Below are 23347 nucleotides of genomic sequence, written 5' to 3' on the forward strand. Positions count from 1 at the left end.
ACCGGAGTCCAGGCGACGAGCCGCCGAGCACGTCGCCCACGCCGAGGCGGCCGCGACGAGCGGGAACGACCAGCGCCGCTGCGCCACGAGCGCGATCGTCACGGCCGCGGTGAACGGTGAGGCCACCAGCGGCGCGACCGCCCCAGGGTGTCGCGCCGAGAGGGGTGCTGCGGAGGTGCCGTAGAACGCCTTGCGGCCGGCCCAGGCGCGCAACGAGGTGCGATGCTCGTGCCGTACGACGGCAGCCGGCTCGTACCTCACGCCCCACCCGTCGGCGAGCAGCCGCCAGACCAGGTCGACGTCCTCTCCGCAGCGCATCGACTCGTCGAAGCCCGGGCCCAACGTGTCCACTCGGGCGACGAGCGCGGCACTCGGGAGGTAGGACACCTCGCCGTGCACGGCCACCCGCGCCGGAGTGGCCCCGAGGTCGAGTGACGACCTCGCTTGTTCGTACCGATCGATCCAGCCGTCCGTCGGGGTCGCGGGGCGCCCCAGAACCCGAGGCCCCACCAGGGCCACGGCCGGGTCGTCGAGGTGACGCCGCAGCATGGCCAACCACCCCGGTTGCGGCACGACGTCGGAGTCGCAGAACGCGACGTACGGCGTCCGCACGGCGCGCAGACCGGTGTTGCGCGCCGCCGCCGGACCGCGGTTTCGGTCGTGGCGCAGCAGTCGTACACCGTGTCGCCGGCACACCAGCTCGAGTGCTGACGGGTCGTCGGAACCGTCGTCGACCACGATCACGGGCATCCCCGACGGCAGTGCGGCGAGGAGGACGGCGACTGCCGGCGCCCGGTCCTGTGTGGGCACCACGACGGTCACGTCGCGCACGCGGGCATCCGCGCCCGCGGGCCCGGGCCACCAGGGGTCGGCGAGTCCCCGGTCGAGCAGCGAACGGGCCAGCCGACCGGTCACCGGGTCGTCACCCAGGATCCCGGGAAGTCCTTCGACGATCATGGCGGCCGGCGCGCTCAGCCGGACCACCCGGCCGCCGCCGACCAGGGTCCGGCCGCCGTCGCAGACGTGCACGCGTGGCGAGAGGCGGAGCCCGAAGCCGGGCGGCGGGTCTGCATTCATGCCTGCACCTTCGTGTGCGTCCCGGCTCGCAACCGCCCCCGGTCGTCGACGTCTATCTCGGTCAGCTCCGCGACCAGCCGCTGCACCATCTCGGCGTGGAGCCGGCGACCGGCCTCGACGGTGGCCGACGTCGGGTCACCCAGCACGCCGTTCGCGGAGACGGCACGGACGCCCTCTGCGCGCAGCCGCGGCAACAGCGTGGTCAGTGCTTCCGTGCACCCCGGAGCCAGTCGAGCGGAGTCGACCGAACCGGGGTCGAGGGCGAGCAGCAGCGCCGTCTCGGTGCGGCCGGCGTGCGCGTCGGAACCGCGCGCCTGGCAAGTCGTCCACGCCGCGGCGCGACCCTCTCGGCGCAACTGGGCGACGGCGCCGGTGATCGCGTCGACGTTGCCGCCGTGCCCGTTCACGAACACCACGCCCTCGGCCCAGTGACAGGCCGACCGGGCGAGCTCGACCAACAGCAGGCGGAGCGCCTCGGTGCCGATCGAGACGGTGCCCGGGAAGCCCTCGTGCTCGCCGCTGGCGCCGTACGGCACGGTCGGAGCGACGAGGAAGTGCCGCTCGGCACCCGCCAGACGACGCGCCGCGTCACGGGTCACCCGCGCCGCGATGAGTGCGTCGGTGGCGAGACCGAGCGCCGGGCCGTGCTGCTCGAGCGAGCCGAGCGGCACCAGCAACACGGGCGCAGGCCCCTCGTCGAGGTCGGTCCACCGCATCCTGCCCAGCAGCGGAGCCTCCGGTCTCGACATCGCCTCAGACCGTGTCCCGGTCCGACTCCCACGGCCGCCCCGTCACCAGCGGGCTCTCGTCACAGGCACTCGCCGGGCGCGAGGTCCGGGTCGGGCCGAGCGCCAACGGCACGGGGGCGTTGCGCACCGTCCCGGTGTGCGAGTGGTCCTGGCTGGACCCGGGCGCCTCACCGCGCTCGAGGAACTCGGCGTTGCCCTTGACGCACTCGGGGTCAGGTCCGTCGAGCGGGAGGCCGGTGAAGAACTTGGCGGCCATGCAGCCACCCCGGCACGAGTCGAAGGCCGAGCACTTCGTGCACGCGCCACCGGTCTGCGGGTTGCGCAGGTCGAGGAAGAGCTCGGATGTCGTCCAGACACCGTCGAAGCCGCCCTCGCCGCGCACGTTGCCGGCCTTGAACCGGTCGTGGATCGCGAACGGGCAGGCGTAGACGTCGCCGACCGGGTCGACCAGGCAGACCACACGTCCGGCTCCGCAGAGGTTGAGCCCTGGCAGCGCCTCGCCGTACGCGGAGAGGTGGAAGAAGGAGTCGCCGGTGAGCACGTCGTCACCGTTGGCGATCAGCCAGTCGTAGAGCTCCCGCTGCTGCTCCGGCAACGGATGCAGGTCGTCCCACACGTCGGCCCCGCGCCCGGACGGACGGAGGCGGGTCAGCCTCAGCTGGGCGCCGTAGGTGTCGGCGATGGCCTTGAACTCGTCGAGCTGGGGGATGTTGTGGCGGGTGCAGACCACGGAGATCTTGAAGTCCTTCATGCCGGCGGCACGCATGTTGGCCATCGCCCGCATGGCGGCGTCGTAGGTGCCGGCGCCGCGCACCGCGTCGTTGACCTCGGCGGTCGCGCCGTCGAGCGAGATCTGTACGTCGACGTAGTCGGTCGCCGCGAGCTTCGCGGCGCGCTCCTCGTTGATCCGGAAGCCGTTGGTCGAGAACTTCACGCCGACGTGGTGGTCCACGGCGTAGTCGAGCAGCTCCCAGAAGTCGGGACGCACCGTCGGCTCGCCACCGCCGATGTTGACGTAGAAGATCTGCATGCGCTCGAACTCGTCGATCAGTGCCTTGCACTCCTCGGTGGAGAGCTCGTCCGGGTCGCGCCGTCCGGACGACGACAGGCAGTGCAGGCACGCCAGGTTGCAGGCGTAGGTCAGCTCCCAGGTCAGGCAGATCGGCGCGTCGAGGCCGAACTCGAACTGGTCGACCAGGCGTCCCCCCTGGGGGCGTTCGGCGACGGGTCGTTCGGGGGCCAGGGTCATGAGGCACGCTCCTTGATCAGCCCGCCCGTGGCGAGGTCGTGCAACGCGGCGAGGTAGGCGGGACGCTGCGCGTCGGGAACCTCGGTGGAGTCCAACGCCTCCGCCACCGAGGAACACCCGGACAGCGCCCGTACGACGGCCACCAGCGCCGGCGACTTGAGGAAGCTCAACCGGCGTGTGTCGAAGTCGTAGGCCAAGGCGCCGAACGGCTCGGGACGCAACTCCACCGAGCCGCTCAGCTGCCAGGCACTCTGCTCACGCACCGCGAGCGGAGTCGTGGCTCGAGTGCTGGGCCGGGTGGTGGGCGCGGGCATCAGTACACGCCGCACATGCCGTCGATCGAGATCTCCTCGACGAGGTCGAGGACGACGTCCGCATGGGCGCCGGACTCGATGTGCTCGTGGCCGGCCGGGTTCAGGCCATCGGTCGGGTTGGTCATGGTGACCTCCTTGGTCGGGCCGCCTCGTGGCGACCGGGAGTGGGCGCCACCCACGCTACGAATCCCCTCGTCCGGCCACACCCGTCGCGGCGACGGCGGCACCTGTCGGAACGGGCAGGTGTGCTCCTGTCCCCGAGGGCGGTTTCGCGATCCTCGCCTGTTCGCCGCCCCTCCGGCAGACCTAGCGTCCGAGGCATCCACACCGATTCCGGAGGTTTTCCCGATGCAAGTTGACGAACTGCTCAAGCCCTTCCCGATCAAGGAGTTCCACCCGTTCCCGAAGGCCCTGATGGGGCCGGGCGCGCACGAGATGATCGGGCCCGAGGCCCTCAAGCTCGGCTTCCGCAAGACGCTGGTGATGACCTCGGGCCTGCGCGGCACCGACATCGTGCACAAGATCGTGGAGTCGATGAAGTACCACGGCCTCGAGGTCGTGCTCTACGACAAGGTGGAGTCCAACCCCAAGGACTACAACACCATGGACGCGGTGAAGCTCTACCAGGAGAACGCGTGTGACTCGTTCGTCTCCATCGGTGGCGGCTCCTCGCACGACGCCTGCAAGGGTGCCCGCATCTCGGTGGCCCACGACGGACGCAACGTCAACGAGTTCGAGGGCTTCAACATGTCCGAGAACCCGAAGAACCCGCCGCACATCGCGGTCTCGACCACGGCCGGCACCGGCTCGGAGACCTCGTGGGCGTACGTCATCACCGACACGACGACCGACCCCGACAACCCGCACAAGTACGTCGCCTTCGACGACGCATCCGTTGCCACGTTGGCGATCGACGACCCGGTGCTCTACTTCGACTGCCCGGTCGACTACACCGCACAGTGCGGCTTCGACGTGCTGGCGCACGCCTCCGAGCCGTATGTCTCGCGACTCAACTTCGAGCCGTCGCTCGGCAACGCGATCCGGGCCATCAAGCTGACCGCGGAGAACCTGCGCGAGGCGGTCTGGAACGGCCAGGACCTCAAGGGGCGCGAGGGCATGATGTACGCCCAGTACATCGCGGCGCAGGCGTTCAACTCCGGCGGCCTCGGCATCATCCACTCCATCTCGCACGCGGTGTCGGCGTTCTACGACACCCACCACGGCCTCAACAACGCGATCGCCCTCCCCCGGGTGTGGGCGTTCAACATGCCCGCGACGTACGGCCGGTTCGCCGACATCGCCGAGGCCATGGGCATCGACACGCACGGCATGACCAAGGTGCAGGCCGCCGACGCGGCCCTCGCCGCGGCCATCAGGTTGCTGCGCGACGTGGGCATCCCGGAGAAGTTCACCGACGTCACCCAGGACAGCTACTCGAAGAACCGCCTCGGCACCGGCCCGACGGCGTACTACGAGAACGCACCGGTGATCAAGGGTGACGACGAGGACGTGGATCGCATCACGCACCACGTGCTCGGTGACGCCTGCACGCCGGGCAACGCGAAGGAATGCACGTTCGAGACCGTGCGCCCGGTGATCGATCACTGCATGAACGGCGATCTGGACGACCTGATCAGCTGAACAGCCCCGGTCCGGCCGCCGTCCGTCGAGACAGCGGCCGGACCGGATCCCACCGCCCCACCTGCACGCACCAGGAGAGAACGTGACCACGCTTATCGATCCGGCCCCCGCCTTCGTCGACGTCGAGGAAGCCAAGCAGCGCTTGGCAGAGCACGGCTACCTCTCCGACGACCGTCTGGCCACCACCGTCTTCCTGCAGACCAGGCTGGACAAGCCGGTCCTCCTCGAGGGCCCGGCCGGGGTCGGCAAGACCCAGTTGGCCCTGAGCCTGGCCCGGGCCACGGGCCGTCGACTGCTCCGCCTCCAGTGCTACGAGGGACAGGACGAGACCAAGGCGCTCTACGAGTGGGACTACGGCAAACAGCTGCTCTACACCCAGATCCTGCGGGAGAAGATCGGCGCGATCGTCGAGGACGCCGCCGATCTCAACGAGTCGATCGAGCGGATCGCCAAGCAGGACTCGGTGTTCTTCTCCGAACGCTTCCTCGCAGCGCGTCCACTGCTCGAGGCGATCGACTCCGAGGAGCCCGTCGTGCTGCTCATCGACGAGGTCGACCGGGCCGACGAGGCACTCGAGGCGGTGCTGCTCGAACTGCTCTCCGAGTTCCAGATCTCCATCCCCGAGATCGGCACGATCTCCGCCAAGCACCTGCCGTACGTCGTCCTCACCTCCAACAACACGCGTGACCTCTCCGCGGCACTCAAAAGACGCTGCCTGCACCTGTTCCTCGACTACCCGGACGCCGCACGTGAGCTGGAGATCATCCGCTCCAAGGACACCGGTCTCTCCGAGGCGCTGGCGGGTCGTCTCGTCGAGATCGTGCGCGACCTGCGCACGCTCGACCTGCGCAAGGCACCCAGCATCTCCGAGACCATCGACTGGGCGCGCACCCTCGCCGTGCTCGGTGTGGAGGAGCTGACCTCGGACGTGCTCTCCAGCACGCTCAACGTCGTCGTGAAGTACGAGCGCGACCTCAAGAAGGCGCTCGACGCGATCCCGAAGATGGTGGACCCCAACGCCGTGGTGCCCGACAGCCTGCACGGTCACGGCCACGGTCATGGCCACGGCCACGGCCACGGGGACGACTCCGCCCACCGTGACGCGAACGACGACGTCGACGGCAAGGCCGCACGCGCCGCCAAGGATCGGCCCGGCCGCCACGACAGGGGCTACTACGGTGCGGACAACAAGCTCGGCCCGTCCCGCGAAGTGTCGGCCGGCCAGGGCAGTCGCTCCTTCTCGGCGCGCAAGCGCCCGGTCTAGGCCGACGGCATGGAAGGCGCAGTCCACCGGTTCATCCGGCTGCTCCGGTTGCACGGGGTGCGGGTGAGCACGGCGGAGGTCATCGACGCGATGCACGCGGTGGCCCAGCCCAGCGTGCTCGACGAGCGCGAGGTGCTCCGCGCGGCGCTTGCCGTCAGCCTTGTCAAGGACCGCCGCGACCTCGAGGTGTTCGACCGCGTCTTCGACCGGTTCTTCGGGCTGCGTGCCGTCGTCGAGGAGTCAGCAGACGAGCACACGCACACGCACGACGACTTGAACGACGACGGCGAGCTGACCGACTTCACCCTGTCGGAGGAGCCCGGCGACATCCCCGAGGACGGGCACTCGCACGGCAAGCCCGACGACATCAAGGAGTTCTTCAAGCCCGAGGACATGGCCCAGCAGTACAACCTGCACCAAGAGGCCAACAAGATCGACATCGCCGCCCTGACCGACGAGATCGTGCTCTCCAACGACACCCAGACCAGCGCCGGTGAAGCTGCACGAGTGCAGCTCTCCACGCACCGCATGCACAATCCGGGAAACCCCGGCGACCTGATCCGCAGCCCGGGCATGGAGCTCGACACCGAGCTGTCCGTGCACGAGGAGATGGCGTTGCTGAGCTGGCTCGAGGAGCGCGTGCCCGAGGACACCTTCGTCGACGACGGCGACCTCGCGGCCCTGCGCAAGGCTCTGACCCCGTGGTTGGCCAGCCTGCCCGAGCGGATCCGCGACCACCTCGAGCAGCTGATGCAGGTCGAACGCGAGATCGAGAGCCGCGAGCTCCGGGCCGCGCAGGCCGAAACGGTCGATGAGCACGAGCGCGCCGAGCTCGAGGAGTCGCTGCGCCGCCTCCTCCGCAGCCTGCACGGTGCACCACGCCCGCGCCGTACGACGTCCGCGCGCGGGGTCGTCGACGGACGGCGCACGATGCGCAGCAACATGAAGTACGACGGCGTCCCGTTCCGCCCGGTGACCGTCGCCAAGGCACACGACCGGCCGAGGCTGCTGGTGCTGTGCGACGTCTCGCTGTCCGTGCGCTCGACGGCCCGGTTCACCCTGCACCTGGTGCACAGCCTGCAGTCGGTTGCGTCGTCGGTGCGCACGTTCGCGTTCGTCAAGGACCTCGTCGAGATCACCGACCTGTTCTCCGAGCACCGGATCGAGGACGCGCTCTCCCTGGTGATGGCCGGCCTGCCCGCGGGAGGCATCCTCGACGTGGACGCCGACTCCGACTACGGCTCGTCGTTCCAGCAGTTCCTCGACCAGTACGGCTCGGCGGTCAACCGGCGTACGACGGTGATCGTGCTGGGCGACGGGCGCGGCAACGGGAAGGACCCGGGCCTCGAGGCCTTCGAGGAGATCAGCCGGCGGGCCCGCTCCACAATCTGGTTGACCCCAGAGCCCAGCTATTCATGGGGACTGGGGGGTTGCGACCTGCCGGCGTACGCCGAGTCCTGCGACCAGGTGCAGGTGGTCCGCAACCTGCACGGCCTCGACGAGGTCTCGACGTCCCTGAAGGTCCTCTCATGAGTGTCGCGGAGCCGAGCACGGCGATCGACCCGTTCGAGGCCACCCCGGACGGGGTCTACCGCGACGCCAGGGTCGAGGTGCACGCGGTGCAGGGGCCCCGACCGCGCCGGGCCCTGCGGGCCGTGCGCACGGAGCACTTCGACTTCGTGCGTGAGGGTGCTCGCATCCGGCTCACCCACGCGCTGCGGCCCGAGCAGATCGACGACGACCTGTCCGGGCTTCTCGCCGAGGAGTTGTTCCAACCCGGGTGGCTGCGCGGGCCCGAGCTGTTCGAGCGGCTGCTCACCGGCATCGTGCTGAGCACCGACCCCGACCCGGTCGTGGCCTGGAGCGCCTTCTACGCCAACACGATGGCCCGGGTGTCCGCCTCTCTCGGTGGGCGTCCCGAGGGTGACCGGCACGGCACGATCGCCGACTACGCGCACGTCTACGGCATCGCCGAGCAGTCCTTGGCGCCCGGCACAGCGCTGGAGCTCGGCTGCTGCTTCGGCTTCCTCTCCCTGCGGCTCGCTGCCGCCGGGCGCTCCGTGATCGCCTCCGACATCTCGGTCGGCACCACCTCCCTGCTCCGGGCCGTCGCCCCGCACCTGGGGCTCGAGGTCGAGACCCGCGCCGCCGACGCGGGTCGGCTGCCCTTCGCTGACCACTCGGCGGACAACGTGCTCGCGATCCACCTGCTCGAGCACCTCGATGCCCCGCACGGCGATCGGGTGCTGCACGAGGCACTCCGGGTCGCCCGCCGCCGCATGGTGGTCGCCGTACCCCTCGAGGACGAGGCGGACGCCACTTGGGGCCACGTGCGCACGATCTCCCTCGACGACCTCGAGGCGTGGGGCGCCGCCACGGGCCGGCCGTACGACGTACGCGAGGCGCACGGCGGCTGGCTGATCGTCGACACCGCTCCCTGATGTCCGCCCGGCGTCATACGAACAGGTCACCCGGGCCGCCACTTCGTATGACGTCCAGCAGAGCTTCAACCGATCCGACAACCCCTGGAGGAACCATGACCGACATCGACCACCGTCCTGCGCACGCCGCCGCGTCACCCGAACCCCCCGCGGCACCGTCCGGCTGGGGCGACCCGTTCCCGCTGGGCCTGGCCAGCTTCGGCATCTCCGCACTCGTGCTCTCGACGGTGATGTCGGGCATGATCGACCCACTCGCCACACCCGCCGTGCTGTCCCTCGCGCTCGCGCTGGGCTTCCTCACGGAGCTGGTCGCAGGCGTCATCCACTTCCAGCGCGGCGAGACGTTCCCCGGACTGGTCTTCACCGCGTACGCCGGATTCTGGCTCAGCTACGCACTTCTCGTGCAGTTCTACGGCCCGATGGTGACCGCGGATGGCGCCGCCATCACCGGCATGTTCCTGCTCGCGTGGGCGATCTTCTCCTCCTACATGCTGCTCGCCGCGGTGCGCACCAATCTGACCACTATCGTGATCTTCGCGCTGCTGTCCGCGGTCTTCTACCTGGCCGCGTTCGGGGCGTTCTTCGAGAGCACCGCCCTCGGCCATACGGCCGGCTATCTCCTGGTCGTCGACGCCCTTGTGGCGCTCTATGCCTCGGCCGCAGTCATCGTGAACACGACCTGGGAACGCACGGTGCTGGCCGTACCCTGACGGCCCGGCGCTCAGATCACGCCCAGCTTGGAGGCCTCGTAGACAGCCTCTGCCCGGCGGGTCACCCCGAGTTTGCGGAGGATGTTGCCGACATGGAACTTCGCCGTCGTCTCGGAGATGTAGAGCCGCCCGCCGATGTCACGGTTCGACAGGCCGCGGGCGAGCAGGCTCAGCACCTCGCACTCGCGCGGTGTGAGGTGCTTCTGCTCGGCCGCGGTCGGCGTGTTCAACCCGCGCACCATGGCCGCCGCCGAGCGCGCGTCGAAGGCGCTCTCGCCGCGGGCGACGTCGCGGATCGCCCGGATCAGCCCCGAGGTGTCGACGTCCTTGACGACGTACCCGCGCGCGCCGGCACGCACCGCGCGCAGCACCAGGGCGTCGTCCAGGAACGTGGTGAGCACGAGGATGCCGAGCCCCGGGTACTGCTCGGACAGCTCGGCGCAGAGGTCAAGGCCCTCGGAGTCGGACGACGTCGACAGCTTGAGGTCGAGCAGCACGATCTGTGGACGTGTCGCACCGACCACGGCCAGTGCCTCAGCGCGGCTGGCGGCCTCGGCGATGACCCGCAGGTCGGACTCTCGCTCGAGGATCGAGCGAAGGCCCTGACGGACGATCGCGTGGTCGTCGACCAGCATGATGTCGACGGTCCGTACGTCGGCGCCGGGCGGCGCCTCGGGTGGGGTCAGTGTTGCCATGTCTCCTCCTCGGGCCTGGCTCCCACCAGGCCGGTGATCATGCCCGGGCGCTGGATCGCCAAGGGCAACGGAACGCGCATCTCGATCCGGACGCCACCGATGCGGGCCCGGCGGAACGCCAGGGACCCGCCGATGTCGGCCAGGCGGCTCTGCATGTTGGCGAGTCCGCAGTGCCGCCCGTCGACAGGGAGACCGCGCCCCAGCCGCAGCTTGCGGGACATCTCCCCCGGGTCGCCGATGCCGTCGTCGGCGACGCTGACGAACAGCTCGTCGGCGCGGTAGCGCATCCTGATCACCGCTCGGGTCGCCTCGGCGTGGACCGCCACGTTGAAGAGTGCCTCACCGACCGCGCGGGCGATCTCGTGGTCCGCGTCCGCGGGCAGCACATGTGCCTCGCCCTCCACGTGGACGGCGACCGACAGGTGTGGCCGATGGTGCTCGGCCACCTCCGCCAACAGCTCCGGAAGCGTCCACACGGTGTCGCGATGCGGCTGGTGCAGCGCATAGATCGCGCGCCGCAGCTGGTCGACCGCCTCCTGGGTGAGCGCCTTCGCAGTGCCCAGGTGCTCGAGCAGCCCGGACGCCGGACTGCCGAGGTCCTCGGCCTCTCCCCGGGCGATCTCCATCGACATGCCCGCGGAGAGCACGAACTGCGTCACGTTGTCGTGCAGCTCGCGGGCGATCCGGTGCCGTTCGTGGTCGACCAGCTCCCGCTGGTGGGCGACGAGCAGCCGCTCCTCGGCCTGGCGCAGCTCGCGGGTGCGTTCCTCCAGGTCCTGGGCGCGGGCCACCGTCTCGTCGTACAGCGTCTGCGCCCGACGGTGCAGGGCCAGCCCCGCCTGGTACTGCTCCCCGTTGTAGAGGGAGACCGCGGCCTCGTTGGCCAGGATCCGTAGCACGGACAGGTCGCCGGGCTCCGGCTCGTCCTCGAGTCCGTGCAACCCGACCAGGCTGCCGATCATCTCGTTGTCGAGGGTCATCGGCACCCGCACCCACCGGTCGAACCCCGGCGCCCCCGTGGCGTGCCCGGCCCGGATCGCGCCGAGCTCACGGCGTACGTGCGGAGGCAGGTCGGTGTCGTCGTCGACGACCCGGCCGGCGCGGTCGACGGCCAGGAAGCGCGGCCGGGCGCCGGGCAGCTGGCCGTCGGAGAGCCCCAGCACCGTCCAGTGCGCGGTGAGGTGCTCGGCCGCGGCCCGGGCCACCTCCTCCAGCAAGGCACGGGGCCCCTCGGCGGTGCGCACCAGCGCCCGGCTGATCGAGTCCATCGCCCGCACGGCGTGCTGCATGCGCTCGTCGGAGCGCACGTAGGCGCGGTAGTACGAGCCCTTGCCGGACCGGACTCCGGTGAGGGTGGTGAGATCGCTTCCCGTGGGCATGTGTCGATCACGCATGACAGGCCTAGAGGGCGTTGCGGAAGAGCTCGGCGATTTCCTGCTCGCTCGCCAGGCGGGGGTTGGTGGTCAGGCAGGCGTCGTCGAGCGTGGTGCGGGCCAACCGCGGGATGTCCTCCTCCGTGACACCCAGCTCCTTGAGTCCGCGCGGGACGCCGATGTCGTCGGCGAGGCCCCGGATGTGGTCGGCGAGCCTCTCCGCGGCCTCCTCCCCCGGCATGCCCCGCACGGCCAGCCCGGCCGCGGCGGCGAGCTCGACGAACCGCTCGGGTGTCGCGCGCGCGTTGTAGCGGACCACGTGCGGCAGGAGGACGCCGTTCACCACGCCGTGCGGGGCATCCAGCAGCCCCCCGACCTGATGGCTCATCGCGTGCGTGGCACCAAGGATCGCGTTCGAGAACGCCAGCCCCGCTTGGAGACTCGCCTGCGCCATCTTGCGTCGCGCCTCAGCCTCCTTCGGTGTGGTCATCGTCGTTCGCAGGTTGCGGCAGACGAGGCCGACGGCGCTGATCGCGTGGGTGTCGGCGAGCGGGTTGTGGGCCAGCGAGACGAAGGCCTCGATGCCGTGGGTGAGTGCGTCCAGGCCGGTGGCCGCGTTGAGGTCCTCGGGCATCGTGACCAACAGCCGCGGGTCGGTGATCGAGATGTCGGGCACCAGGGCACGGCCGAGGATGGTGACCTTCACCGAACGCTCGGTGTCGGTCACGATGCAGAACTGGCTCACGTCGGCACCGGTGCCCGACGTCGTCGGGATGATCAGCAACGGCGGAATCGGATGCGTGATCAGGTCGACCCCGGCGTAGTCGAGGATGTCCCCGCCGTTTCCGGACAGGATGGCCACGCCCTTGGCCGCGTCGGCCACCGATCCGCCGCCGATGCCGATGATCACGTCGCAGTCCCACTCCGCGTAGCGCGCGTACGCCGCCCGGATCTCGTGGTCGCGCGGGTTGGGGGTGACGCTCGACCAGATGACCGGCGCGAGCCCGGACTCGCGCAGGTGGCCGATCAGCTCGTCGACCCAGCCCGCCTCGATGATCCCCGGGTCGGTCACCACCAGTGGGCGCCGGGCGCCCAGCCGCGCGGCCGCGAAGCCGGCCTCGGCGAGCGAGCCGGTGCCGAGCACCACCTCGGGTGCGTGGAACTTCGCCAGCTCGAACGTCTCGTCCGGTGGTGCCCCCGCCCGTCGCGGGGTCGTGTCCCGGGTCGTGCGGTGCCGTTCCCGGGCGCTCTCCCGGAACGTGGTGGTGCTCATCGAGTTCTCCCAACGTTGTGACGCACACCACTGTCCTCGCCGAACGTTGCAACAACGTTGGCTGACCGGACGGGGGTCGCTGCGGCCGGGTCTTGCTTCAGGCTAGGAGCGGGCCAGGGCGAGGAAGCCCGGCAAGATGAGGGGTCGTGCCTGTCCGTCCGGACAGGGTGTGCCGCCACCGGTCAGCCGGCGGCTCCTCCGGCGGCTCCTCCGTCGGCGGAGACGACCGAGCCGTTGAGCACGCGCCCTTCCCGCGAGCAGGCGAACGCGATGGTCGCCGCGATCTCCCGGGGGTCGAGGGGTCCGCGCTGCAGTCGGGAGACGGACAGGTCGTCGCGCGGGACGCCGTAAAGGCGGGCGGTGGCCTCCAGCATCGCCGTATCCGTCGCCCCCGGGGAGACCGCGCTGGCCGTGACGCCGGTCCCCACGAGGTCGGCGGCGAGGCCTCGCACCAGGCCGATCACCGCGTGCTTGGCGGCGTTGTAGGCGGCCAGGTGGAAGAGTCCGCGTGTACCTGCCGTCGAGGCCACCGCCACGAACCGGCAGCCGGACGGATCTGGCCCGGCCAGCATCGCCGGCACGACGGCCGTGGCCGTGTTCCAGACTCCGACCACGTCGACTTCGAGGAGAGTGTCGAGGCTCGGCTCCTCCCACAGCGGCCGGCCGCCCGCGATGACCGCGGCAGCCGCGACCGCCACGTCCAGGCGACCCCATCGGTCCAGCGCCGCGGCGGAGGCCGCTTCCATCGCAGCGGCGTCACGTACGTCGGCCTCGACGCTGATACCCCGGTCGCCGAGCCGCTCCCGAGTCGTGCGCAGGTCGTCCCGGCTGGCCAAGGCATAGTCGACCCCGCTGCGGCCCCGTTCGTCGCCGGCGCACGAGTCGAGTGCCACGACGCGTAGTCCCTGTTGGGCGAGCAGGCAGGCGGTCTCGGCGCCGATGCCCCGCGCGGCACCGGTCACCAGTGCCACGCGACGCTCGCTCATCTCGTCGTCAGCTCCGTGTCGGTCCGGTCAGGACCGAGGGTTCGCAGGAAGCCGTCGGGCACCACCACGTCGTCGGGGCCGAGGTCGTGCACGGAGGCCTTGCCCATGCCCAACAGCGCCGAGTCGATGCCGCCCCGGAGCACGTCGAGCACGTTCTCGACCCCGGGCTGTCCCCCGGCGGCGAGGCCCCACAGGTAGGCGCGCCCGATCATGACCGCCTTCGCGCCCAACGCCAGCGCCTTGACGACGTCGCTGCCACGACGGATGCCGCCGTCCATCACCACGTCCACCTCGGAGCCGACCGCCTCGACGATCGAGGGCAGCACCCGGATCGGGGCCGGTGTGGTGTCGAGGTTGTTGCCGCCGTGGTTCGAGACCGAGATCGCGGCGACTCCGGCGTCGACAGCGGCACGCGCGTCGTCCACCCGACAGATGCCCTTGAGCATGAAGGGGCCGCCCCACTCCTCGACCATCCACGCGATGTCCTCCCACGTGGGTGGTGCGGTCTGCGCCCACTCGCCGTACGCCCCGAAGAACGTCGGTGCCTCGGCCTCCGAGCCCGGGTCGACCAGGTTGGGCGTGGTCAGGTCGGGCAGCTTGCCGGAGCGGGCGAAGTCGAGCAGCCACCGCGGTCGCCGCAGCGCCTCCGGGGCGAAACGGGCCATCGCCTTGAGGTCGAGTCGTTCGGGGATCACCGGGCTGCCCCAGTCGCGCCCGTAGGAGAACGACCAGTCGAGGGTGGCGATCATGCCGACACAGCCTGCGGCGCGGGCCCGGTCGAACCGACGCGACATCGCCTCGCGGGAGCCCATCCAGTAGGACTGGTAGAACACCTGCGGGCACGCCGCGGCGACCTCCTCGACGGGCTTGCTGGCGAAGGAGCTGAGCCCCATGGCGATGCCTCGTGCCGCCGCGGCCCGGGCCACCGCCACCTCGCCCTCGGGGTGCACGGCCTGTACGCCGGTGGGCGAGATCAGCACGGGCATCGAGATGTCCTGACCCATCACCCGGGTGGCCAGGTCCCGCTCCGCGGACAGGCCCGCCACGTGCGGCGCGAGACCGAGCTCACCGAACGCGCCCGTGTTGTCCTCGTAGGACCTGCCTCGTTCGGACCCGGCCAGCAGCGCGCTGTAGACCGAGGGTGGGAGGCGTTTGCGTGCCCGTCGCTGGGCTTCCGCGACGGTCTCCATCCATGCAGAACTCATGCTGTCTCCTGGGGTCGTCTGGGTCACGACACTAGGAGTCGCGCGCGGCCGCGGTAACTCTCCGAGAGGACGGGTCGCCCTGTCCTGAACGGCCGCTACCCGTGGATCCGGCCCTCGAGTGCGGCGAGCGGTTGACCTGTGCCACCCCAGGTGGACGACACGATCTCGGCCGCGATGCTGACCGCGGTCTCCTCCGGCGTGCGCGCGCCGATGTCGAGGCCGATCGGGCTCGACAGCCGCGCGGTCTCGTCGGCGGTCAGGCCGGCCTCCTTCAACCGGGCCATGCGGTCATCGTGCGTGCGCCGCGAGCCCATCGCGCCGACGTACCCCACCTCCGGCAGGCGCAGCGCCACCTCCAGCAACGGTACGTCGAACTTCGGGTCATGGGTGAGCACGCAGATGACGGTGCGCCGATCCACGCGTCCGGCCTCCTGCTCCGCGGCGAGATACCGGTGCGGCCAGTCGACGACCACCTCGTCGGCACTCGGGAAGCGGGTGTGGGTCGCGAAGACGGGGCGCGCGTCGCACACCGTCACGTGGTAGCCGAGGAACGTGCCGATGCGGGCCACTGCCGCGGCGAAGTCGATGGCACCGAACACCAGCATCCGCGGCTTCGGGGCGAAGGCCCAGACGAAGACCCGCATGCCCTCGCCGCGTCGCTCGCCGTCCGGGCCGTAGGTCAGCGTCGCGTTGTGCCCGGCGGCCAGCAGCCCGAGGGCGTCGTCGCGGACCGCGTCGTCGGCGCGCTCGCTTCCCAGGCTGGATAGTCCCTGACGTTTCGGTCGCCGTGAGGGGGTAGTCCCTGACGTTTCTGCCCTCCCGGGGACCGAAACGTCAGGGACTATCGGCGTCTGGGGGACCGAAACGTCAGGGACTATCTCGGAATGAGGGTCGCCGGAAGGGGGACGGATGACGATGCGGCGGCCCAACCACCCCGGGTCGGGGTGCTCGATCACCGTCGCCACCGCGACCGGACGTCCGGCCTCGAGATCGGCCGCGATCTCCCCCAGCTCCGGGAACGTCTCCCGGTTCACCTTCTCGACGTACACGTCGAGGATGCCGCCGCAGGTCAGCCCGACCGCGAACGCGTCGTCGTCGGAGATGCCGTAGCGCTGGAAGACGGGTACGCCGGACTCGACGACCTCCCCCGCCAGCTCGTAGACGGCCCCTTCGACGCAGCCGCCGGAGACCGAGCCGACGGCCGTGCCGTCCGGGCCGACCAGCATCGACGCCCCCGCCGGGCGCGGGGCGGACTGGAACGTGGCGACCACCGTGCCCATGCCCACCGTCTCCCCGGCCTGCCACCACTCCAACAGCTCCGGCAGCACCTCACGCATGTGCGACCACCTCCACCAGCTCGGCGTACGTGTGCAACGAGTGACCGGCGAGCAGGTCGTCGACGTGCGGGAGCGCCGCGGCGATGCCCTGCTGCACCGGTAGGTATCCGGTCTTGCCCCGGTGCGGGTTCACCCAGACGACCCGGTGCGCGAGGCGGTGCAGGCGACACATCTGCTCGCCGAGCAGGGCTGCGTCGCCGCGCTCCCACCCGTCGCTGAACACGACGACGACCGCTCCGCGGGCCAGTCCGCGGGCTCCCCAACGATCGAGGAAGACCCGCATCGCCTCGCCGAGACGCGTGCCGCCCGACCAGTCCGGCACGGTCTCCCCGGCCGCGACCAACGCCCGCTCGGGGTCGCGCAACCGCAACGCGCGGGTGACGTGCGTGAGCCGGGTGCCCACGGTGAAGACGTCGACGTGGCGTCCCTCCTCGGAGGTCACGAACCGGTGTGCGAGTCGCAGCAGCGAGTCGGCGTACCCGCTCATCGACCCGGAGACGTCGACCAGCAGCACGACGCGACGCGAACGGGTGCCTCGTCGGCGCCAGGCCAGGTCGGCGGGTTCGCCCATGCGGCGCAGGCTCTCCCGCAGCGTGCGGCGCGCGTCGACGGAGCCTCTGTGCCACGCGTGCTGGCGGGCGGTACGCCGCAGGGGCAGGCGCGGACACAGACCGGCGAACAGCGCGTTCAGCAGGCGGCGCTCGGAGGCCGTCATGGCTCCGACGTCACGGTGCCGCAGCCGTTCCTCGCGACTGGCCACGGCGCGCACTGCGTCGTCGTCGGCCACCTCCTCGACGCCGGCGCCGGCGTCCCCTTCCGCGGGCAGGTCCGACGCCACCGGCTTGGCGACGTCGGGGGCAGGAACCGTGCGCGGCAACCCGTCGCGAGCGTTGAACCACGCGTGGAACACCTGGTCGTAGCGGTCGAGGTCGTCGGGTCCGGCGCAGAGCGTGGCCCGACCGGCCCAGTACGTCGCGCGGTGGTCGCCGGCGCCGAGCAGGGCGACGGCGGAGGTGAAGCCGACCGCGCGGTCGTGGGTCACCGGCACCCCGGCGGCCCGGAGCGCCCGGGTGAACCCGAGCAGGATCTCGTCGGCTGCGTGCGCCATCGTCACACCGCCATCAGCCGGTCGAGGGCCTGGCGCACCCGGTCGCCGTCCTCGCGGTACTTCACCAGTGCCCCCAGCGTCGCCGAGGCGGACGCGAGGTCGAGCTCGGTCGACCCCAGTGCCTGCAGCGCCCGCGCCCAGTCGAGCGTCTCGGCCACTCCGGGCGGCTTGAGCAGGTCGTCGCCGCGCAGCGACTGGACCACGGTGGCGACCTGGCGGGCCAGCCGGTCGCTCACCTCAGGCGTGCGTGAGCGAAGGATCTCGACCTCACGCTCGAGGCCGGGATGGTCGATCCAGTGATAGAGGCAGCGCCGCTTCAGTGCGTCGTGCAGCTCGCGGGTGCGGTTGGAGGTGAGCACGACGATCGGCGGAGTCGAGGCCCGGACCGTGCCGATCTCGGGAATGCTCACCTGGTACGTCGAGAGCACCTCGAGCAGGAAGGCCTCGAACTCGTCGTCGGCCCGGTCGACCTCGTCGACCAACAGCACCGCCGGGCTCTCGCGCAACGCCTGGAGCACCGGCCGGGCCAGCAGGAACCGCTCGTCGTACAGGCTCTTCTCGGCCTCCTGCACGTCCGCGCCACCGGCCGCCTCGAGTGCCCGCAGGTGCAGGATCTGCCGCGGGAAGTCCCAGTCGTAGAGCGCCTGCGTGGCGTCGATCCCCTCGTAGCACTGCAGGCGGATCAAGGGCAGGTCGAGCGCCTGGGCCACGGCCTCGGCCAGCGCGGTCTTGCCCGTGCCCGGCTCGCCCTCGAGCAGCAGCGGCCGTTGCATGGTCAGCGCGAGGAACACCACGGTCGCCAGCGACTCGTCGCTGACGTAGCCGGTGTCACCGAGCAGCTTCTCGACCTCGGCGACCGTGTCCGGAGCGTGTGGGGTGCCCATGCACCGAGGCTACCCATCCCCACGTTGGTCCGGGGTTGGACGGTCGACGTCGCGTCCGGTGGCCAGGTCACCGCACTCGACCAGCGCCACCTCGTGCGCGGCGAGGTAGCCCCTGGCTCCGCGGTCGCCCTGAGCCGACTCCCGTACGCCGACCCAGTGGTCACGGCCGATCAGCACGGGGTGGCCGGGCACCCCGCCGTACGACGCCCGGCACAGGGTGCCCAGGTGGACGCCCCCGTCGCCGCCGTCCGCAAGCACCCGGCGTACGACGTCTGCACCGACGTCGGGCAGGTCGACCAGTGTGACCAGGACCGCCTCCGCGGGCGACGGGTCGACTGCCAGCGCGGCGAGCCCGGCGCGCAACGAGGCGGCCATGCCGTCGGCCCAGTCGGCTGCCTCGACGACGTCGACCCGGACGCCGTCCAGCAGCCTGCGAGCCTGGTCGGCTGCGGCACCGAGGACCACGGTCACCCGGTCGCAGCCCCCCTCACGCAGAGCCGCCACCCCCCTGACCAACCAGTCCTCGACCAGCGCCTTGGGCGTCCCCATCCGCCGGCCGGCACCCGCCGCCAGCAACAAACCGTGAACCGTCACCGGGTCAGCCTAGGCGGATGACGGCTCACCGGCTCCGACGCACAATGGGAGGGTGACCAACCACGTGCTCTCCGCCCGCGCCACCGTGATGCGCGACCTCGAGGCCACCGGGGCCGCCTCCGCCGAAACCGTCTCCCTGCTCGAGGACGCGGTCGCCGAGCGCCGATGGTGGGCCGAGCAGTGGCCGGCCGGCGAGGCGTACGTCGGCGGGCTGGTCGCCCAGGACCTGCAGGACGCACTCCTGCAGCGTGTCGGACGCTGGCCGGTGTGCCCGCGCTGCGACGATGCCGTGCACGCGCTCTACATCCACCCCGAGCTCGGCGGCCCCGACCCGGTGTGGGTCTGCGAGGAGTCGGGCACGGTCGTCGCGCCGCTGGGCGGACTCACCGGCGGACTCACCGGCGGCGCGTGACCGGTCAGGCCCTCGTGGCCACCGTCAGCAACACCACGGCATCGGTGTCCGCGTGCAGGTCGTGGCGGGCGTCGGGGATGACCAGGTAGTCACCGGCTGCACCCTCCCAGACCTCTGCGCCGGCGGTCAGTCGCACCGTGCCCACCAGCACCTGCAGGCTGGCCTCGCCCGGCGACTCGTGCTCGCCCAGTGAGCGACCGGCCGCCAGCGCGATGAGGGTCTGCCGCATGTCGTGCTCATGGCCGCCGTAGACGGTGACCGCGGCCCGACCGCTGCTCGCCTCCCTGGCCTTGAGCAGTTGTTCCTCGCCCAGGCGGGTCAGGGACGTCTTCTCCATGCCGGGTTCCTCTCAGTTCGCCGTGAGCTCGCTGGGGAGCAGCGACCTCAGCTCGGCGGGAAGGTCGCGGAGCGCCGGGATCAGCTCCGCGACGAGGTTCTTTCCGCAGGTGGTGGTGAGGTAGCCCGCCAACGAGGCGACGTTGCCGAGCTGGGTCGAGGAGAGCCCCTGGAACGCCTTCATCGCCGTGGACGACTTCTCCAGCTCGGGGGCGATGTCGATGAGCACCTGGATGCCGTCGACGGCGTCGGCGGGCATGTCCGCGGGCAGCCCGTTCGCCACGACGACCGCCACCCGCTGGAGGATCTCGCTGGTGGAGCCGCCGTGCAGTGCCTCCTCCGCGTCGGCACAGAACTGCTCGGCAGAGACCGACCCGCTGGGCGTCGTGGAGGGCTCCGTCGAGGCGTCCTCGGAGGGTGAGGCCTCCGTCGTGTCCTCGGACGGCGTCGTGGTCTCCGACGTGGTCTCGCTCGACTTCGCGTCGGTGTCCTTGTCCTTGTCGTCGTCACCGCAGCCGACGGTCAGGGCGAGCACGAGCATCAACGGGAGGGCCACGAGAGTTCTGCGCATGGTGGCGAGTCTAGGCCTCGACTCCGCCGGATCGCCCGTACGGCGCATCAAGAACTGCCGGCTCGCGCATCAAGGAGTGCCGGTTCGCGCATCAAGGACTACCGGCTCGCGCATCAAGGACTACCGGCTCGCGCATCAAGGAATGCCGGTTCGCGAGAAATGGCCGAACGGCCCCGGGAGGACCCGGGGCCGTTCGGATGGTGCTCGTGTTCCGCGGTGGTCTCGACAGGCTCGACCACCAAGGGGGCTGGACTCAGAAGTCCATGCCGCCCATGCCGCCCATGCCGCCGGACGGGTCGCCCATCGGAGCAGCCTTCTCGGGCTTGTCCGCGACGACCGCCTCGGTGGTGAGGAACAGCGCAGCGATCGATGCGGCGTTCTGCAGGGCCGAACGCGTCACCTTGGCGGGGTCGATGATGCCGGCGGCGATCATGTCGACGTACTCGCCGGTGGCCGCGTTGAGGCCGTGGCCCGACTCCAGGTTGCGCACCTTCTCCGCGATGACGCCGCCCTCGAGGCCGGCGTTGATCGCGATCTGCTTCAGCGGAGCGTCGGTGGCCACGCGCACGATGTTCGCGCCGGTGGCCTCGTCACCCTCGAGGTCGATCTTCTCGAACGCGGCGTCGGCGGCCTGGACCAGCGCCACGCCACCGCCGGCGACGATGCCCTCCTCGACGGCGGCCTTCGCGTTGCGAACGGCGTCCTCGATGCGGTGCTTGCGCTCCTTGAGCTCGACCTCGGTGGCCGCGCCGACCTTGATCACCGCAACGCCGCCGGCCAGCTTGGCCAGACGCTCCTGCAGCTTCTCGCGGTCGTAGTCGGAGTCCGACTTCTCGATCTCGGCACGGATCTGGTTGACCCGACCCTCGATCTGGGCCTGGTCGCCCGAGCCCTCGACGATGGTGGTCTCGTCCTTGGTGATGACGACCTTGCGGGCCTGGCCGAGGAGCTCGATGCCGGCCGACTCGAGCTTGAGGCCGACCTCCTCGGAGATGACCTGGCCGCCGGTCAGGATCGCGATGTCCTGGAGCATGGCCTTGCGGCGGTCACCGAAGCCCGGGGCCTTGACGGCGACGGACTTGAAGGTGCCCTTGATCTTGTTGACCACCAGCGTGGACAGGGCCTCGCCGTCGACGTCCTCGGCGAGGATGACCAGCGGCTTGCCGGACTGCATGACCTTCTCCAGCAGCGGCAGGAGGTCCTTGACCGTGGAGATCTTGGAGTTCGCGATGAGGATGTAGGGGTCCTCGACGACGGTCTCCATGCGCTCGGGGTCGGTGACGAAGTAGGCCGAGATGTAGCCCTTGTCGAACCGCATGCCCTCGGTCAGCTCGAGGTCGATGCCGAACGTGTTCGACTCCTCGACCGTGATGACGCCTTCCTTGCCGACCTTGTCCATCGCCTCGGCGATGGCGTCACCGACGGTGGTGTCGCCACCGGCGGAGATGGTGGCGGCAGAGGCGATCTGCTCCTTGGTCTCGATGTCCTTGGCCATGCTGAGCAACTGCTCGGACACGGCGGCGACAGCGGTCTCGATGCCGCGCTTGAGGCCCATCGGGTTGGCACCCGCGGCCACGTTGCGCAGACCCTCGCGGACCATCGCCTGGGCGAGGACCGTGGCGGTCGTCGTACCGTCACCGGCGACGTCGTCGGTCTTCTTGGCGACCTCCTTGACGAGCTCGGCACCGATCTTCTCGTATGGGTCCTCGAGCTCGATCTCCTTGGCGATGGACACACCGTCGTTGGTGATCGTGGGGGCTCCCCACTTCTTCTCCAGGACGACGTTGCGGCCCTTGGGGCCAAGCGTCACCTTGACGGCGTCGGCGAGGGTGTTCATGCCCCGCTCGAGGCCGCGGCGCGCCTCTTCGTTGAAAGCAATCAGCTTCGGCATAACTCCTGCGATTCCTTGCTGTGCATAAGAGTTGGAACGGAGTCGGGGAGCTGCCCGCGACGGACGATCCGGCTGACCCGGCGGACCCTTCCCGCCGACGCTTCGGACCTCAACTCACCGGTCCCGTTGTTGTCACTCTCATGATGAGAGTGCCAGCCTCATGTTTAGCACTCGACCCATGAGAGTGCAAACGTCCGGGCGAATTTCTCGGGCACCGGTCAGGACCAGATCCGCGCATAGCTCGAGACGGCGTACTCCTGGTCGGGCTTCAGCCCCGTGATCTCGGAAACCCGGGCCACGCCATGGGTGCCGACCTTCCAGGCGATCAGACGAGGGGTCCCGTCCAGGGACTCATGGACCACCCACTCGTCGTCGAGCCAGAACTTCACGGGGCAGCACTCCTTGTTGCGTTCCCCACCCAGGTAGGAGAGGCCTGTGGAGCCGAAGACCAGCAGCGCGCTGTCGCTCTCGTCGAAGCCCTGCACGACCATCACCTCGGACGGCGTGATCTCGTCGTCGACGACCGGAAGGCCATCGGCGCCGGACCAGCTCTGCGCGACGCCCGTCGGACCCGACCGAGCGGGGCCGTACGGCGTCACGTCGTCACCCGGCGGTGCCGTCGGCAGGCCTCGTCGGGACGCACCCGTCCTCTGGCCGTCGACGCCGTAGAGCGGACCCGCGCCTCCGACGGTGCTCGGCAGGTGGAGGTCGTCGCCGACCCACGCCGCGTGCTCGGTGACCGCCTCGCCGACCTCGATCGTGCGCCATTCGCCCGTGGCCAGGGTGAGCATCAGGACGCTGCCGTTCTGCGGGAACTGCAGGTGGTCGCCCTTGGGCGACAGCATGTTGGTGAAGGCGGCGATGACGTTGCCGGAGTCGTCGACCAACGGCTGGACGCGGGAGACGTCGACCCTGCGCAGCGAACCGTCCTCGGCCAGCAACACCACCCTGCTCAGTCCCTGGTCGTCGCTGACGGCGTACGCCGCGAGGGCGGTGTCGATCGGATCGTCCGCGAGATCGGTGGCGGCGGCAGAGAGGTCGACGTGTCGAGGCAGGGGTGAGTCGAGCCACGGCAGACTCGCCTCCTGTTTGTCGGTCGGTCCCCAGTAGACGCGCCAGCCGTCGGCGCGACCATCGGGCGCGGTGTCGTCCTGCGGCTCCGCGGCGCCCCGGCCCTTGTCCGGGCCCTGCGTCGTCGGGGGCTTGGTGCCGGAGGTCGCGCTCGGAGAGGGAGCCG

At 70.6% G+C, this 23347-nt stretch carries 24 protein-coding genes; 6 read left to right on the forward strand and 18 right to left on the reverse strand.

All coding sequences use genetic code 11. From position 1 onward, the window contains the following. The 5 genes from mftF to mftA form a co-directional block, all read right to left on the reverse strand. The coding region (gene mftF, locus NJ4_RS23100; protein WP_067441171.1) for a mycofactocin biosynthesis glycosyltransferase MftF at positions 1-1077 on the reverse strand (1077 nt) is incomplete at its 3' end. Continuing rightward, positions 1074-1826, reverse strand: a complete 753-nt coding sequence (gene mftE / locus NJ4_RS23105; protein ID WP_067441175.1) for a mycofactocin biosynthesis peptidyl-dipeptidase MftE — start codon at positions 1824-1826, stop codon at positions 1074-1076. The genes mftF and mftE, both read right to left, overlap by 4 nt. A gap of 4 nt (positions 1827-1830) precedes the next feature. After that, positions 1831-3075, reverse strand: a complete 1245-nt coding sequence (mftC, locus tag NJ4_RS23110) for a mycofactocin radical SAM maturase (protein ID WP_067441178.1) — start codon at positions 3073-3075, stop codon at positions 1831-1833. Further along, on the reverse strand, positions 3072-3389 hold the full coding sequence (gene mftB, locus NJ4_RS23115) for a mycofactocin biosynthesis chaperone MftB (protein WP_082749072.1): 318 nt from the start codon (positions 3387-3389) through the stop codon (positions 3072-3074). The genes mftC and mftB overlap by 4 nt, the downstream gene beginning before the upstream one ends. Further along, on the reverse strand, positions 3389-3514 hold the full coding sequence (mftA, locus tag NJ4_RS25340; RefSeq protein ID WP_082749073.1) for a mycofactocin precursor MftA: 126 nt from the start codon (positions 3512-3514) through the stop codon (positions 3389-3391). The genes mftB and mftA overlap by 1 nt, the downstream gene beginning before the upstream one ends. A gap of 223 nt (positions 3515-3737) precedes the next feature. On the opposite strand from mftA, the gene mdo reads away from it, so the two are divergent. From mdo to NJ4_RS23140, 5 genes are all read left to right on the forward strand, one after another. Then, positions 3738-5030 carry an NDMA-dependent methanol dehydrogenase gene (gene mdo / locus NJ4_RS23120; protein WP_067441181.1) on the forward strand — a complete coding sequence of 431 codons (1293 nt, stop codon included), beginning with the start codon at positions 3738-3740 and terminating at the stop codon, positions 5028-5030. A gap of 82 nt (positions 5031-5112) precedes the next feature. After that, on the forward strand, positions 5113-6294 hold the full coding sequence (locus NJ4_RS23125; RefSeq protein ID WP_082749074.1) for an AAA family ATPase: 1182 nt from the start codon (positions 5113-5115) through the stop codon (positions 6292-6294). Between the two features lie 9 nt (positions 6295-6303). Beyond that, positions 6304-7827: a VWA domain-containing protein gene (locus NJ4_RS23130; RefSeq protein ID WP_067441187.1), complete on the forward strand. Its 1524-nt coding sequence runs from the start codon at positions 6304-6306 to the stop codon at positions 7825-7827. After that, positions 7824-8735, forward strand: a complete 912-nt coding sequence (gene mftM / locus NJ4_RS23135; RefSeq protein WP_067441190.1) for a mycofactocin oligosaccharide methyltransferase MftM — start codon at positions 7824-7826, stop codon at positions 8733-8735. Before NJ4_RS23130 ends, mftM begins: the two co-directional genes overlap by 4 nt. Before the next feature lie 95 nt (positions 8736-8830). After that, positions 8831-9445, forward strand: a complete 615-nt coding sequence (locus NJ4_RS23140; RefSeq protein WP_067441193.1) for an acetate uptake transporter — start codon at positions 8831-8833, stop codon at positions 9443-9445. A gap of 11 nt (positions 9446-9456) precedes the next feature. Here NJ4_RS23140 and NJ4_RS23145 read toward each other — a convergent pair whose 3' ends face one another. From NJ4_RS23145 to NJ4_RS23185, 9 genes are all read right to left on the reverse strand, one after another. Beyond that, positions 9457-10140, reverse strand: a complete 684-nt coding sequence (locus NJ4_RS23145; protein WP_067441196.1) for a MadR family response regulator transcription factor — start codon at positions 10138-10140, stop codon at positions 9457-9459. Further along, entirely contained in the window at positions 10128-11519 is a 1392-nt protein-coding gene (locus tag NJ4_RS23150; protein WP_067441200.1) for a MadS family sensor histidine kinase, read from the reverse strand. The genes NJ4_RS23145 and NJ4_RS23150 overlap by 13 nt, the downstream gene beginning before the upstream one ends. 22 nt (positions 11520-11541) lie before the next feature. Further along, the gene (locus NJ4_RS23155; RefSeq protein ID WP_082749077.1) at positions 11542-12786 is read right to left on the reverse strand and encodes an iron-containing alcohol dehydrogenase; all 1245 of its coding nucleotides are present in this window, start codon (positions 12784-12786) and stop codon (positions 11542-11544) included. Positions 12787-12968: 182 nt separating this feature from the next. After that, positions 12969-13772, reverse strand: a complete 804-nt coding sequence (locus NJ4_RS23160; RefSeq protein WP_067441211.1) for a mycofactocin-coupled SDR family oxidoreductase — start codon at positions 13770-13772, stop codon at positions 12969-12971. After that, the gene (mftD, locus tag NJ4_RS23165) at positions 13769-14977 is read right to left on the reverse strand and encodes a pre-mycofactocin synthase MftD (protein WP_067441214.1); all 1209 of its coding nucleotides are present in this window, start codon (positions 14975-14977) and stop codon (positions 13769-13771) included. Before mftD ends, NJ4_RS23160 begins: the two co-directional genes overlap by 4 nt. Positions 14978-15072: 95 nt before the next feature. After that, positions 15073-16314, reverse strand: coding sequence for an XdhC family protein (locus tag NJ4_RS23170; RefSeq protein ID WP_067441216.1), 1242 nt, complete (start codon positions 16312-16314; stop codon positions 15073-15075). After that, positions 16307-17422, reverse strand: coding sequence for a vWA domain-containing protein (locus NJ4_RS23175; protein WP_067441218.1), 1116 nt, complete (start codon positions 17420-17422; stop codon positions 16307-16309). The genes NJ4_RS23170 and NJ4_RS23175 overlap by 8 nt, the downstream gene beginning before the upstream one ends. Before the next feature lie 2 nt (positions 17423-17424). Further along, positions 17425-18306 (reverse strand): AAA family ATPase, encoded by an 882-nt coding sequence (locus tag NJ4_RS23180; RefSeq protein ID WP_067441221.1) that lies wholly within the window; start codon positions 18304-18306, stop codon positions 17425-17427. Between the two features lie 9 nt (positions 18307-18315). Further along, positions 18316-18900: a nucleotidyltransferase family protein gene (locus NJ4_RS23185; protein WP_067441225.1), complete on the reverse strand. Its 585-nt coding sequence runs from the start codon at positions 18898-18900 to the stop codon at positions 18316-18318. 52 nt (positions 18901-18952) lie between these two features. Between NJ4_RS23185 and NJ4_RS23190 the strand changes: the two genes are divergently transcribed. Beyond that, the gene (locus tag NJ4_RS23190) at positions 18953-19312 is read left to right on the forward strand and encodes a hypothetical protein (protein ID WP_245644684.1); all 360 of its coding nucleotides are present in this window, start codon (positions 18953-18955) and stop codon (positions 19310-19312) included. A gap of 4 nt (positions 19313-19316) precedes the next feature. On the opposite strand, the gene NJ4_RS23195 is transcribed toward NJ4_RS23190, so the two are convergent. From NJ4_RS23195 to NJ4_RS26125, 4 genes are all read right to left on the reverse strand, one after another. Next, on the reverse strand, positions 19317-19649 hold the full coding sequence (locus NJ4_RS23195; RefSeq protein ID WP_067441228.1) for a cupin domain-containing protein: 333 nt from the start codon (positions 19647-19649) through the stop codon (positions 19317-19319). Positions 19650-19661: 12 nt separating this feature from the next. After that, positions 19662-20219 carry a hypothetical protein gene (locus NJ4_RS23200; RefSeq protein WP_157551310.1) on the reverse strand — a complete coding sequence of 186 codons (558 nt, stop codon included), beginning with the start codon at positions 20217-20219 and terminating at the stop codon, positions 19662-19664. Positions 20220-20472: 253 nt separating this feature from the next. Next, positions 20473-22110 carry a chaperonin GroEL gene (groL, locus tag NJ4_RS23205; RefSeq protein WP_067441234.1) on the reverse strand — a complete coding sequence of 546 codons (1638 nt, stop codon included), beginning with the start codon at positions 22108-22110 and terminating at the stop codon, positions 20473-20475. Between the two features lie 218 nt (positions 22111-22328). Next, positions 22329-23347: hypothetical protein (locus tag NJ4_RS26125; RefSeq protein ID WP_217996970.1), on the reverse strand; the 1019-nt coding region annotated here is incomplete at its 5' end.

Origin of the sequence: Nocardioides jensenii JCM 1364 = NBRC 14755 (assembly GCF_001552535.1) — a bacterium.
Lineage (GTDB): Bacteria > Actinomycetota > Actinomycetes > Propionibacteriales > Nocardioidaceae > Nocardioides > Nocardioides jensenii.